Consider the following 14273-nt stretch of genomic DNA (forward strand, 5'->3'; position numbering starts at 1 on the left):
ATTCCGAACACAGAAGTTAAGCCCTCTAGCGCCGATGGTACTGCGAAAGCGGGAGAGTAGGTCGCCGCCAGTTTTTTAAACGCTCATCATTCATTTGATGAGCGTTTTTTTTTGACTTAAATCAAAGAAATAAACTCAGGAAAACATAGTAATGCACCTGATAAGGAAAAGTATATTAGTTAATGTATATTTAAAAGAAATTTTAATAAACAAAATTAAATAATTATTGTAATAATATAAACCCGCTTAATAAGAATATATTCTTTTGAACTATTGCTAACAGTAATTTCAAAAGGCGATAAGTAGTAACAAAATTCTATTTTAATTTTCAGTAATTAATTTTTATAATTCATTAGTTCATTTTAAAAGAATATCTAACTGTTAATTTTTAATAGGGTCATAATTTCTTCAGATTTTCAATATTATCTGTTAATGTTTTGATAAAAATGTTGATTTCATTTTTTTTCAAATCTTAATTAAGTTATTTTTGCAAAAATTAATTTTTAAAATGAAAAAATACTTAATTCTTCTTTTAATTTCTCTAATGGTAGTTTCTTGCTCCAAAATTAAAGTTGAAGGAAATGTAAAAGGAGGTTCGCCTCTTGAAAGAATAGAATTTATAGAAGCTTCTGGGGTGGCAACACTTCCACTTGTTAACCTTGGTGTTGACGATAAAGGAAATTTTAAAGGTGACTTCAAAGCTCCTAAAAACGGAATGTATGCAATGACTTATGCAGGAAAAATGAATTTCATTTATCTTAAAAAAGGTCAGACTCTTAATATCTCTGGTGATTCCGCTACATTCCCTGAAGTTTACAAAATCGAAGGTGATGCTAAAAAGAATAATGATTTCATCACTGCTACTCAAAAATATTTGGAGTCTTACAGCTCAAAACTGAACATGCAGATGTTGCAAAAGAAGGAGCCTGAATTCTTAGCCGATATCAAAAAAATACATTCGGATCTTGAAAAAAATCTTGACGAGAATGCTGATAAATTAGGCGCAGACAGCGAAGTTGTTAAACTTAAGAAAGATGAACTGACAACTAATATCTTAACTTTCTTAGTTCAGTATCAGTCTGCTCACGGGCAAGTTGCTGGAGATCCATCTTTCAAAGTTTCTAAAAACTTTACAGACTACGAAAAAACTTTGACTGAGAATAATGACAGAATGGTAGAAAACCTTCCTGTTTACAGAAATTATTTGTTGAACAAAGTTGGTCAGGATTTTCAAAGTTTTGCGGAGAAGCAAAAAGATAAAGACAATGTAAGTATGTCAACTATTTTTGCAAGATTCCTGGCGACTAACAAAGAGATGTCTCAAAAAACAAAAGACTATTTGTTGGCTTTTGTAATTGCTAAATTTGATCTTAATCCTTATACAAGCGATGTAAAAAAAGTTAAGAAAGTTAGCGATGAATATATCAAGGATTCTGAAGTTAAAAAAGATTTGAACTCAGCAATCAACGCTGTGTTTGGTTTGAAAAAAGGCGAAGAAGCTCCGAAAGTAAGTTTAACTAAATTAGATGGGAAATCCGGAAGCTTTGAATCGAATGGCAAACCAACTTTGGTAATGAGCTATGCTTCTTGGAATCCGTATATCGGACAATCTACAATTCCTGTGCTTAAAGAAGTTGTTAATTTTTACAAAGCTAAAGTCAACTTTGCATTTGTAAATTTAGACGATACAAAAGAGCAATTTACAAAAACGGCTAACGCTATGTTGAAAGGTATTCCTGGAACAAATTATTATGCTGAGGGTGGATTGCAATCAGAATATGCTAAGAAATTCTTTATCTATGGTTTCAAAATCCCTGGGTTTTTCTTAATTGATAAAGATGGAAAAGTAGCAAGCCAGACTTTCTATAATTTAGGAGATGCTAAATTTGTAGAAGAAATGAACAAAATTTCCGGCCTTCAGGCTCCGACAGTTAATCCACAAGTACAATTGCAAAATGATTTGTTGCAACAGAATCCAAATGCAGATTCTGCAAAAACAAAATAATAAATGAAACAAAGAAGAAATAAAATTCTTGAAAATATCAGACTCCTTTCCGCCGGTGCGAAAGGAGTTTCTGTTGGTAAGACAGAAGACGGAAAAACAGTTTTGGTAAAAGGTGCAGTTCCCGGAGATCTTGTCAACGTAAGAGTCAAGAAATCGAAAAGTAACTATTTCGAAGGCGAAGCAGTAGATATTTTGGAATATTCTGAGCACAGAGTAGAACCGAAATGTATCCACTTCGGAACTTGTGGCGGATGCAAATGGCAAAATATCGCTTACGAGAAGCAACTCGATTTCAAACATAATGAGGTTGTAAATAACATCAAAAGAATTGGTGGTTTTCCTGAATTCGAAGAAATTCCAATTTTAGGAGCGCCAGATCAATATTTCTACCGAAACAAAATGGAGTTTTCTTTTTCCAATGCACGCTGGTTAACTCAATATGAAATCAGTTCAGAAGAAAACTTCGGAAATAGAGATGCATTAGGATTTCACATTCCCGGGATGTGGAGCAAGATTTTGGATTTGAAAGAATGTTGGCTTCAGGAAGATCCTTCCAACCAAATCAGATTAGCTGTTAAAAAGTATGCTATTGAAAATGGTTTAGAGTTTTACGATGTTAAGGAACAAAAAGGATTCTTAAGAACTTTGATGCTTCGTCAGAATTCTAAAGGTGATTGGATGGTACTTTTCCAGTTATATAAGGATAACAAAGCTGAAAGAATCAAATTATTTGATTTTCTATTAAGTCAGTTTCCTCAGATTACGACTTTGGTTTATGCAATCAATCCGAAAGGAAATGATAGTATTTACGATTTGGATATTCAAAATTACTACGGAGAAGGTTTTATCTATGAAGAAATGGATGGACTTAAATTCAAAATAGGACCTAAATCTTTTTTTCAGACCAATTATAAGCAGGCTTTAGAATTATACAGAAAAACACTTGAATTTGCAGATCTTACAGGCGATCAGGTAGTGTATGACCTTTACACAGGAACGGGAACAATTGCGCAATATGTTGCAAGGAATGCTAAACAAGTTATCGGAATCGAATCTGTTCAGGAAGCAATAGACGCAGCCATCGAACATGCAGAACTAAACGGGCTTAAAAATACAACTTTCTATTGTGGTGATATGAAAAACGTTTTCAACGACGAGTTTCTTGCCAATCATCCGAAAGCTGATGTGTTGATTACTGATCCACCGAGAGATGGGATGCACCAGAAAGTTGTAGAACAGATACTGAAATTGGCACCTGAAAGAATTGTCTATGTAAGCTGTAACTCTGCCACACAGGCTAGAGATATTGCACTGATGAAAGATGACTATGAATTGGTAAAGATTCTCCCAGTAGATATGTTTCCGCAAACGCATCACGTGGAGAATATTGCTTTGCTGATTAGGAAATAAGGTTTAATTTTATTCGTTCAAAGGTCTAAATACAACATTAATCAATGAAAAACTTAATATGGATTTTCGGTTTTCTGTTGCTTCTCACAAGTTGTGGAAGTGATGACGATATATGCCTCGGCGAAGAATCTACGCCCAGACTTCTACTGAAATTCAGGAATGACAGTAATAATCTGGTCACAACTGTGGATACACTTTATGTAGATGTTGATTATGGGAAAGATCCTATCAAGAATATTATCTATTCCGCCAATGTAGATTCTGTTTTCATTCCGATGAGAATAGATGAAAATCCTTACACCGATATTTATTTCAGAACCAGAAGGAATCAAACCAGAAGTAAGGTGAGAGTCAAATATGAAAAAAAGGCAATCTACGTTTCGCCGGCTTGCGGATTTAAAATCAATTATGATAACCTGAATGCAGAATTGCTGGAAAGCACTGCTGTTCAAAGTATCCAAACCAATAATACGTCATTGACTGATGAGAATAATATCAATTTTTATCTGCGCTTTTAGCCTTTTGTCGGTTTCAGTTTTTTCTCAGACCAAGACAGAAGAAAAAAAACAGGATTCTATCAAGTGGAAGTACACGCCCAACTTTACCGTTGGTGTAGATGTTCTCAATCTTGGAACTGGTTTTTTCAGTGACAGACAGATGATTCAGGGGTTCATTTCCACTAGGATTAATAAGAAAGTTCACGCTATTATAGATATTGGATATGATAACAACATCTATCAGAAAAACGGTTACGATGCAAAAGCAGACGGGTTATTCGCGAAAATTGGAGGGTTTTATATGCTTTCCCCCGATCCCGAGAATGCTCTGAACGGTTTCTATGCAGGAGGAAAATTGGCAGGAAGTTTCTATAACCAAGAGTACAAAGCAATTCCGGTAAAAGGCTTGAACAGCGAAGGCGTCTTTTTATCATTCGATCCTTCTACGCAAAGCAGTTATTGGATCGAAGCTATGTTGGGCGCTAGAGTTCAGGTTTTCAGCAGTAACTTTTTCATAGATGTTAATGTGCAGCCAAGATACTTAGCTTATACCACAAAACAAGAAGAGATCAAACCAATGATTGTCCCTGGGTTCGGTAAGAGTTCCGGAAGTTTCAATATGGGTTTCAGTTGGAACATCGCTTACAAGTTTTAAAACTATAAAGTCCGCAGGTTGCGGGCTTTTTTTATGATCGATGATTAGGGCAGCTTTATCCGCCTTCCACTCCCGCTATCCCGAAAAGCCATTCCTCGTCCCCGGCTATTCTCGGGATGAGCTCCGTTCAAGTCGGCTGCAGCAGAGCTTCTTAGTAGGCTTCGGCAATAATTATTTTGGTCATTACCCATTTCACACGTCAGGCTGCGTAAAAGCACACGTGAAGTCAATCATTTTCACGTATGCTGTTTTCCGATGGCAGGTGTGCTATCTGTTAGTGGAAAGTTATTCACTGAAAAGTGCGTAGCTTCTCGTCTGATCTTAGCAAGCTTACTCTTGATCGAAAGCAAGCTTGGTTTTCTATAAAAGATGCTTTCCTTTTTAAAGTGAATCGATGATGGTGATAGAACACCAACTGGTTTTCAGCTGTTGAGAAAGACAAAAAGCACAAAACAGACTGGCTGCTTTGTGCTTTTTGAAAATCGTATCGTGAGATTATTTATTAATTCAATTTGATATTGAAAGGCATTTCCATCATCACAGCTGCTTTTGCATTAGGATCTGTAACCTGTTGGAAGATCTTAAAATTCTCTTTCCCGATTTTATTTTTAATCACTCTCGTTGAAAAATCTTCATCGGTTTCAGAAGAAAATATTTGCTCAAATTTTGACATCTTAGCCGGGTAAGTTGATACGCCGTAATCTTTAAGATCAGCTTTTTTAGCTGCATAATTGATGGCATCCTGCAAAGTTCCTAACTCATCTACTAATCCGATTTCTTTAGCTCTCACGCCGGACCAGATTCTGCCACCGCCGACAGCATCAATCTGTTCAAAAGATTTTTTTCGGTTCAAGGTTACAAAATGCACGAAACGCTGATAAGTAGATTCCACACTTCTTGTCATAATCGTAAGCGTTCCGGGGCTAAGTCCGTTGATAGCAGAAATCATATTAGAATTCGCATTGGTCGTAACAGCGTCGCTTCTGATTCCATTTTTCGCTGCCAAATCTTTGAAGTAAGGAATCACACCAAATACTCCGATAGAACCTGTCAAGGTATTCGGCTCCGAGAATATTTTGTCTGCTCCCATTGCGATGTAGTAACCACCGGACGCCGCATAATCTCCGAAAGAAACAACCACTGGCTTTTTGCGTTTCAGCTGCTGCATTTCGAATAGGATTTCGTCTGAAGCATTCGCACTCCCACCCGGCGAGTTGATGCGGAAAACCACCGCTTTCACATCATCGTCGTCCTGAAGTTTTTTGATTTCTTTTCTGAAGTTTTCTGAGTAGATGGCATCATAACCTTTTCCATTATTGATGGCTCCGGAAGCGTACAGGATGGCGATTTTGTTTTTGCCTTCTTCAGATTCATTTGATTCTGCATATTTTGCAAAAGAGATTTTGTTGATTTTTTTATCAGAATCGATGTTCAGTTTTTTTCTGATAATGTTATCGTATTCAGATTTTTGAATCAGCTGATCCGCTAATTTATACTGCAGACTCAGATTTGGCAAATAACCATAAAGACTATCTGTAATCGTTTTGAATTCTGATACAGGGATTTTTCTGGACGTTGCAATCTTGCTGGAGGTTTGAGCCCAGATGTCATTTAGCAAAGTCGAAAGCTGTTCCTTGTTTTCCGGGGAGATCTCATCCTTCAGGAAAGGTTCAACCGCCGCTTTGAACTTCCCGTGGCGGATAACCTGGATTCCGATGCCATATTTCTCTGCAAAACTTTTGAAGAAAGTTACTTCAGCTGCAAGACCTTTTAGTTCAATCCCGCCTGCAGGGTTCAGATAATATTTGTCTGCTGCAGAACCTAGATAATAAGCACCTTGAGATACAGAGTTGCCGTATGCATAAACAAATTTTCCACTCTTTTTGAAATCAATTAAGGCATTTCTAATATCATCCAACTGCGTGATTCCGGCGTTGATGTTATCAGCTTCTATGCTGATTCCTTTTATTTTGTCATCATTTTTTGCCTTTTTAATAGCTTGCAGAACATCATATAACAGCACCACATTTTCTTCTTTCTTTAAAGTGAAAAAATCTTCCTGATCCTCAGATGGACTATCGATGATTTTAGTTTTCAGGTCTAATGTAAGGACAGAATTAGATTTTACATCCGAGGTTTCTGATATAGAAGATAAAATGATAAAAGCGATAAAAAATGCAAAGAAACCTGCTATGACTATAAAAATTGCAGTTAAATTTGCGAGAACTAGTTTGAAAAAACTTTTCATTATAAAATAATTTGTTTGATATGTCGTACAATAGTGTCGTTTTGTTACTTGGAAGTAATATTAATAATCCCGAAAAAAACATCCAGATTGCTTTGAAAAAAATCGAAAGTGAAATTGGTGCAATATTAATAAAATCTGAATTAATCATATCCGACCCTGTAGAATTTGAAAGTAAAAATAATTTTTGTAATATTGCAGTTAAATTAAAAACACAAATTTCGCCTGTAAAACTGTTAACGCAGTTGAAGATGATAGAAATTGAGATGGGTAGGGTAAAAGATTCCTCCTATTTTGGTGCTTATCAGGACAGAATTATAGATATTGATATAATATTATATAATAATATAAGGTTTATCTCGAAGAAATTAATTATTCCTCATCAAAAAAATCTATATGAAAGAGATTTTGCAAGAGTATTAATTAATGAAGTAAAATAAATTTTTAGGACACAAATGATTATGAAAAAAAAACTATTTCTACTTTTACTGCTGCCATTTCTGGGTTTTGCACAAACCAATGAAAATAATAGCAATTCCGAAATCAAAACACAACCATTCAATAATAAAAGCAGACTTTTCAAAGACTGGTCTATCTCTGTAGGCGGTGGTGCAGCTTATATGGCTAATGCTGATCTTACATCTTTTTATGATGGTAAAGTCAATTGGGGCTGGAATGGCTATGTAAGTTTGGACAAACAGATTAGCCACGTTTTTGGAATCTCCTTATTATATACAAGAGGAGAAACCAAGCAGAAAGCACATCTGAATGATCTTTCCGGAGTAGCTCATGGTTACACAAAATTTGATCAAATTGCCTTATTAGGAGATGTCAATTTTTCTAATATTATGAGAAGAACAGATAATAAATCTAATTTCAGATGGGCATTGCACGGATACGGAGGAATTGGATTTACGGGATATAAAACTTTTTTACAGGATGATTATGTTCATAGCAAATCTCCTCTTGAAATTGATCAAAAAATGGGTATCTCTTCTTTCACATACATTGGTGGTGTTGGTTTGAAGTATAATATTTCCAGACTGCTTGACATTGAGCTTAGAACTTTATATATCATAAGTGGAGATGAGGAGTTTGACGGTGGCGGATGGACAAGAACAGATACAGGATATAACGAAATAAATGATAGTTATACAGATAATGCATGGCTTGTGAATCTTGGTATTTCTTTCAAATTAGGCAAGCATCAGGATCATCTTCGTTGGGTAGATCCGTTACAAGGTGCTTACGCTAAAACAGCAGATTTGGAAGAAAAATTTAAAGATTTCAAAGTTTGTGACAAAGGTGATGGCGATAATGATGGTGTTTGTGACGATTGGGACAGACAGCTCAATACACCTGCTGGTGCAAGAGTAGATGGTGCAGGAGTTGCTTTGGATCTGGACTTGGATGGTGTTATAGATCTTAATGATAAATGCGTAACAATACCTGGACCAGTAGAAAATAAGGGTTGCCCTCTTGAAAAAACGACACCGGTAGTTACGCAACAGGTTGCTATAGAAGAGATTAATAAATATTTCAACGGAATAGAATTTGAACTGAACAAAGATGTTATTCGACCGAAATCTTTTCAGGATCTTAACCAGGCAGCAGATATTATCAAAACTTTAGGAGCAGGAGATAGTTTTATTGTCGTAGGAGCTACGGATAGCAGAGGTTCCTCTGCATATAATAAAAAACTATCACAAGCAAGAGCCAATGCTGTGCTTAAATATTTAGTGGAAAAAGGCATATCTTCATCCGTTCTTTCTGCAGAAGGCAGAGGGAAGGAAGATCTTAAATATACAGAGTGCGATCCGGCAACAAAATGTCCGGAGTGGAAAAATGAAGCGAATAGAAGAGTATATTTTGTAGCAAAATAATAACTAGAAAAAAAACATTCAAATATGAAACAAAATTTATTATCATTAGTAGCAATAGGATTATTGTTGCCATTGAGTTTAGCAGGTCAGGAGAAATCGACAGATGCCAACTCCGGGTCTCAAAATGTTTCCCCATTTACACAATCTTCAAAAAGATTTAATGATTGGTCTGTTTCAATTGGTGCTGGTGTACCATTGATTCAGTCAGCAGATATGACATCTATCAAAAATGGAAACGGAAAAAATCTTTTTGGCTATTCTGCATACATTAGTGTAGATAAAGCGATAACTCATGCTTTTGGTCTTAATCTGCAATATGACAGAGGTGAAACAAGACAAGGATATGCAAATACAAAAGATCACGTAGCTTTGCCAGATAGACAAATTGCGGGCAGAACGCAATACAATGCTATTTCTTTACTGGGAGATCTTAATTTTTCTAACCTTCTTAGAAGAGTAGATAACAAGTCTCCTTTCAGATGGGCATTACACGGATATGCTGGTGTTGGGACAATAGCTTATAAATCGTACAGACAAGATCCGGGTCCTGCGTATAATCAAACACTTAATCACGAGATAAAACCTTTCAAACTTGGTTCACTTTTCGGACAAGCCGGAGCTGGTCTTAAGTTTAAAGTCAATAACAGAGTTGATATCGAAGGTAGAGTAATGTATGTTGTGACAGGTGATGACGAATTTGATGGAGCAGGTGTTGGACAAACAGGTTACAACCTTACAGAAGATCAGATTTCTGATAATTTTTTCAATACGACGCTTGGACTTACATTCAAACTTGGTAAGCACGAATCCCATTTGATGTGGCACGATCCATTGCAGGAGATCTATTACAAACTTGATGTTCTTAATGATAAAACACAAGATCTTGAAGTCTGCAAAAAAGGAGACGTTGATAATGATGGCGTTTGCGACGACTGGGACAGACAACTTGATACACCTGCCGGAGCAAGGGTTGACGGTGCCGGTGTAGCATTGGATGTTGACTTGGACGGTGTAATAGACCTATATGATAAATGCGTAACAGTTCCGGGACCAGTGGAAAACCAAGGTTGTCCAGTAACGATGAATAACTCAAGTACAGGAATGGTAACAGATGAGACTGCAATAATGAAAGGCATAGAATTCGATCTTAATTCTGATAGAATTCTTCCCTCAAATACGCCAATTCTAAACAATGCAATTAATTATATCAACTCTTCAAACAATGCTTTCAAAGTAATTGGAGGAACAGATACAAGAGGAACAGAAGAATATAACCAGGAACTTTCTGAAAGAAGAGCAAGCAGTGTAAAAGACTATCTTATTGAAAATGGAGCAGATAAGAACAAATTGGAAGCCTTAGGAAAAGGAGAAAAAGACCTTCTTTATCCTGAATGTGAACCAGCTTCTAAATGCCCGGAATGGAAAAACAGAGCAAACAGAAGAGTGTATTTTGAAGCTAAATAAAATATATTTCTAAATAAATAAAAACCGTTTCGTTTTATGACGAGACGGTTTTTTTATTTTAAAGAATTGATTAAATTTACAAATGCTTTCTTCCAAAGAATCACAAAATACGCTTATTCATAAAACACTCAAACAATTTTGGGGGTTTGATGAATTCCGATCTTCTCAAGAGCAGATTATTCTTTCAATTATCAATGGTAAGGATACTTTAGCACTTTTGCCAACAGGCGGTGGAAAATCGCTTTGCTACCAGTTGCCGGCGATTATTCTTGAAGGAACTTGCCTTGTGATTTCGCCTTTGTTAGCATTAATGAGAGACCAACTTCTTTCTTTACAATCTTTAGGAATTGAAGCCGAATTGCTAAGTTCAGACTTGGATGAGTTCGAGGAAGAAACTGTATACAGCCGTTGCAAAGAAGGTTTGACCAAAGTTTTATTTGTCTCACCAGAGAGATTACAGAATCAATTATTTCTAAGGAATATTCAGGAAATCCATATCTCGTTTATTGCGGTGGATGAGGCGCATTGTATTTCGGAGTGGGGTCAGGATTTCCGCCCAAGTTATCAGAACATCAAAAAGTTCCGTCAGGATTTCAAAAATGTACCCTGCTTGGCATTAACGGCTACTGCGACAACCCAAGTTGTTGATGAAATTTCTATCAAGTTAGGACTCCATCAGCCTCAGATTTTCAAACAAAGTTTCCGAAGAGAAAATCTTAATATCATTGTCGGAAATACATCTGATAAGTACAACCGGATTTTAGAATTCCTCAGACAAAATCCATCCTCAGGAATCATCTACACAAGAACCAGAAAAGAAGCGGAAGAACTTACGCTTTATCTCAAAAATAACAAATTTCAGAATGCAGATTTTTTCCACGCAGGAATGACTTCCCGTGATAAGGAAAATCTTCAGAAAAAATGGATCAGCAGTCAGTTTCACGTTTTGGTTTCTACCAATGCTTTCGGGATGGGAATTGACAAAGATAATGTCAGATTCGTAATTCACTTTTCGCCTTCTTCCACTTTGGAAAATTACTATCAGGAAATCGGAAGAGCCGGGCGAAATGGTCAGGAAGCTATCGTTCTCTTGCTTTGGAATGAGCAGGAATTGACGAACATCGATAACATTTTCAAAAACCAAATTCCCAACAAAACCGAATATCAGAAAATCCTGATGTATCTGTATTCCATTTTTCAGATTGCAGATTCAGATTTGCCGGAACGAACTTTTCAATTGGACATTAATAGAATCAAAAATTTGACTAAATCATCAACGGCGAAAATTAAAAATATTCTGACGTTTCTGAACAATCAGGAACTCGTTTATTATAAAAATTCCATTTCATCTTCCACGCTTCAAAGTTTTATCAACTCCGAGGATTTGGAACAGTTGGCACCTTCCGATGCTTATTTTATGGAGTTATTATTCCGCAATTTACCGGGTTTAGCCATTCAAAAAGTTCATTTCAGCGATTTGGCTTTTTGTAAAAAAAACGGATTTGATATTATGAATTTCAAAGAAAGGCTGAAACAAATGCAGAAAGCCGGACATTTGGAATATCTCGACGGAAGCCAACATTCTATCAAGTTCCTGAAACCTCGGAACGACCGACATCTTTCGGGCGAATATTGGTCGCTCTTCAATCAGATTCAGAAAAATAAATTGAAGAAATGGGAGGAAAATAAATTCTTTATCAAAGACACAGATTTCTGCAAAATGAAATTGATTCTGAGCTATTTCGGAGAACGCGATGCTGATAATTGTGGCAAATGTTCTGTCTGCAGAAAGAAAACAAATACGAAGAGAACTTTGTCAACAGAGATTTTCGAACAACTTGCCAAGCGACCGATGGCTTTGGAAGAGGTGGCTGCCAATCTCAATTTCCACTCCAAAGAATCCATTTCCGACACGCTGATTTTCCTTTTGGACATCGGAAAAATCAAAATGTTGAATTACAAAACCTATATGTTAAGCCAATAAAATTATTTGAATAAGTCGAATCACTTTGTTAGGTTTGGGGAGCTTTATCCGCCTTCCACTCCCAATCTTTTTTGCAGACGATTTCCATCTAGATAGAACTTAAGATTACGCAAAAAAGGATTTCCGTTCAAGTCGGGCTGCGAGTGATTCGAATTAAAAAATCAATTATCAACTATCATTTATCAATTATAAATCAATGCAGACGAAACCCCTCAATGTCGTTTTTTTCGGAACTCCCGATTTTGCCAAAGCTTCTCTGGAAGCCATTTTCAAATCTCATCATAAAGTAGTCGGCGTTGTAACTGCCGCCGACAAAGCAAGCGGACGAGGAATGAAACTCACGCCTTCACCAGTCAAAGTTTTTGCAGAAGAAAATGGTCTCCATCTTTTTCAACCCGAAAAACTAAGAAACCCAGAATTTTTGGAAGCCATTCAAAATCTGAATGCCGATGTTTTTGTCGTGGTAGCTTTCAGGATGATGCCTCAGGTCTTGTTTTCGATTCCGAGGTTGGGAACTTTCAATCTCCACGCTTCATTGTTGCCGGATTATCGCGGCGCGGCGCCAATCAATTATGCGGTTATCAATGGCGAAACCAAAACTGGTGTGACGACGTTTTTCATCAATGAAAAAATTGACGAGGGAAGCATTCTTCTTCAAGCTGAAACCGACGTTTTACCAGAAGACAATGCTGGAACGTTGCACGATAAGCTGATGAACATCGGCTCGGAATTAATCATCAAAACTTTGGACGGTTTGGCGGATAATTCAATCCAAGAAAAGCCTCAACCTGAAAAAGAAAATCCAAAAACAGCTTACAAAATCTTCAAAGAAAACCTGAAAATCGATTGGAATCAAAGTGTTGAAACTGTTCATAATTTTGTGAGAGGAATGTCGCCTTATCCAACGGCTTTCACCATTCTGAAAGTTGGCGATGAAGAAAAATCCCTGAAAATATTCAAAGGAAAATTTGAAATAGAATCACATTCGCGTGAAGCTGGCGATTTTGATATTTCAAAAACCGAATTCAAATTCTATACAAAAGATGGAATCTATTATCCTGAAGATGTTCAAATACAAGGAAAAAAAAGATTGCCTGTCAAAGATTTCCTCAACGGAATCCAAAATTTTGAAGAGTATAAAAAGTCTTAGTATTCCTTTGATGAGTTTTACGTCTTTGCGAACCTTAAAATATTTTCAATAAATTTTAAAAAAACTTTGACGACTTTGCGTTCAAAATATTTCTAGTATCATTAATCAATTTAAAAATGAAAAAACTTTTTCTCGGTTTGTTGTTAGCATCAAACCTATTCTTTTCACAGGATCTGAAAGTGATGACCTATAACATCAGATTGTCTTTGGAAAGTGATAAAGAAAATTCCTGGAACAATAGAAAAGAAGATGCGCTGGCATTGATGGCGTATTACCATCCGGATTATTTTGGCGTTCAGGAAGCGGTTCCGCAACAGATGGTTGATATCAAAACTGGGTTAAAAAACTATGATTACGTAGGTGTTGGTAGAGACGATGGCAAAAATCAAGGTGAATATTCGGCGATTTTCTATGACAGAAATAAATTGGAAGTTCTAAAATCAGGAACATTCTGGCTTAGTGAAACCCCGGAAAAACCATCCAAAGGTTGGGATGCAGCTTACAACAGAGTTTGTACTTATGCATTTTTCAAAATCAAGAAAAGTGGTAAAAAGTTTCTGGCAATGAATCTCCATTTTGACCACGTCGGCGATGTGGCGAGAGTTAATTCTTCCAAATTAATTCTTCAGAAAATCAAAGAACTGAATCCACAAAATCTGCCTTTGACCTTGACTGGCGACTTCAATTTGACGGACGATACAGAACCAATCAAAATCATTTCTCAATCTCTGGACAATGTCTATTACCATTCCAAAACTCCACATTACGGACCAAATGGAACGTTCACAGCGTTTGATATTAATACAGTTCCAAAAGAAAGAATTGATTACATTTTTGTGAAAGGCTTCGAAGTTCAATCGAATCGAACAATTAATGACAGAAGGGAAAATCTGCTTTACCCATCTGACCATTTTCCGATTTTGGCAGAGATGAGTTTTAAGAAATAATTGTAAATGAAAAATCCTCTTGATTAAAAAGGA

At 36.4% G+C, this 14273-nt stretch carries 11 protein-coding genes and 1 rRNA gene; 11 read left to right on the forward strand and 1 reads right to left on the reverse strand.

Features of this window, described 5'->3' with window-relative positions:
- The 5 genes from rrf to OPU68_RS15940 form a co-directional block, all read left to right on the forward strand.
- A 5S ribosomal RNA gene (rrf, locus tag OPU68_RS15920) occupies positions 1–73 on the forward strand; the annotation flags it as partial.
- A gap of 435 nt (positions 74–508) precedes the next feature.
- Entirely contained in the window at positions 509–2005 is a 1497-nt protein-coding gene (locus OPU68_RS15925; protein ID WP_498474948.1) for a TlpA family protein disulfide reductase, read from the forward strand.
- A 3-nt stretch (positions 2006–2008) separates the two neighbouring features.
- Entirely contained in the window at positions 2009–3415 is a 1407-nt protein-coding gene (rlmD, locus tag OPU68_RS15930) for a 23S rRNA (uracil(1939)-C(5))-methyltransferase RlmD (protein ID WP_498474949.1), read from the forward strand.
- 44 nt (positions 3416–3459) lie between these two features.
- A complete protein-coding gene (locus OPU68_RS15935; protein WP_498474950.1) occupies positions 3460–3933 on the forward strand; it encodes a DUF6452 family protein in 474 nt (157 codons plus the stop codon).
- On the forward strand, positions 3899–4567 hold the full coding sequence (locus OPU68_RS15940) for a DUF6048 family protein (protein ID WP_498474951.1): 669 nt from the start codon (positions 3899–3901) through the stop codon (positions 4565–4567). Before OPU68_RS15935 ends, OPU68_RS15940 begins: the two co-directional genes overlap by 35 nt.
- Positions 4568–5069: 502 nt before the next feature.
- Here OPU68_RS15940 and sppA read toward each other — a convergent pair.
- On the reverse strand, positions 5070–6815 hold the full coding sequence (sppA, locus tag OPU68_RS15945; RefSeq protein WP_498474952.1) for a signal peptide peptidase SppA: 1746 nt from the start codon (positions 6813–6815) through the stop codon (positions 5070–5072).
- Between the two features lie 20 nt (positions 6816–6835).
- Between sppA and folK the strand changes: the two genes are divergently transcribed.
- From folK to OPU68_RS15975, 6 genes are all read left to right on the forward strand, one after another.
- On the forward strand, positions 6836–7252 hold the full coding sequence (gene folK, locus OPU68_RS15950; RefSeq protein WP_498474953.1) for a 2-amino-4-hydroxy-6-hydroxymethyldihydropteridine diphosphokinase: 417 nt from the start codon (positions 6836–6838) through the stop codon (positions 7250–7252).
- A gap of 21 nt (positions 7253–7273) precedes the next feature.
- Complete coding sequence (locus OPU68_RS15955) at positions 7274–8695, forward strand: OmpA family protein (protein WP_498474954.1); 1422 nt, start codon at positions 7274–7276, stop codon at positions 8693–8695.
- 24 nt (positions 8696–8719) lie between these two features.
- Positions 8720–10159 (forward strand): OmpA family protein, encoded by a 1440-nt coding sequence (locus OPU68_RS15960; protein WP_498474955.1) that lies wholly within the window; start codon positions 8720–8722, stop codon positions 10157–10159.
- Positions 10160–10241: 82 nt separating this feature from the next.
- Positions 10242–12143 carry a RecQ family ATP-dependent DNA helicase gene (locus OPU68_RS15965; RefSeq protein WP_498474956.1) on the forward strand — a complete coding sequence of 634 codons (1902 nt, stop codon included), beginning with the start codon at positions 10242–10244 and terminating at the stop codon, positions 12141–12143.
- 196 nt (positions 12144–12339) lie between these two features.
- Positions 12340–13293 (forward strand): methionyl-tRNA formyltransferase, encoded by a 954-nt coding sequence (gene fmt / locus OPU68_RS15970; protein ID WP_498474957.1) that lies wholly within the window; start codon positions 12340–12342, stop codon positions 13291–13293.
- A gap of 116 nt (positions 13294–13409) precedes the next feature.
- Complete coding sequence (locus OPU68_RS15975; RefSeq protein WP_498474958.1) at positions 13410–14240, forward strand: endonuclease/exonuclease/phosphatase family protein; 831 nt, start codon at positions 13410–13412, stop codon at positions 14238–14240.
- Positions 14241–14273: the final 33 nt, after the last annotated feature.

The organism is Chryseobacterium sp. TB1-D10 (genome assembly GCF_059803555.1).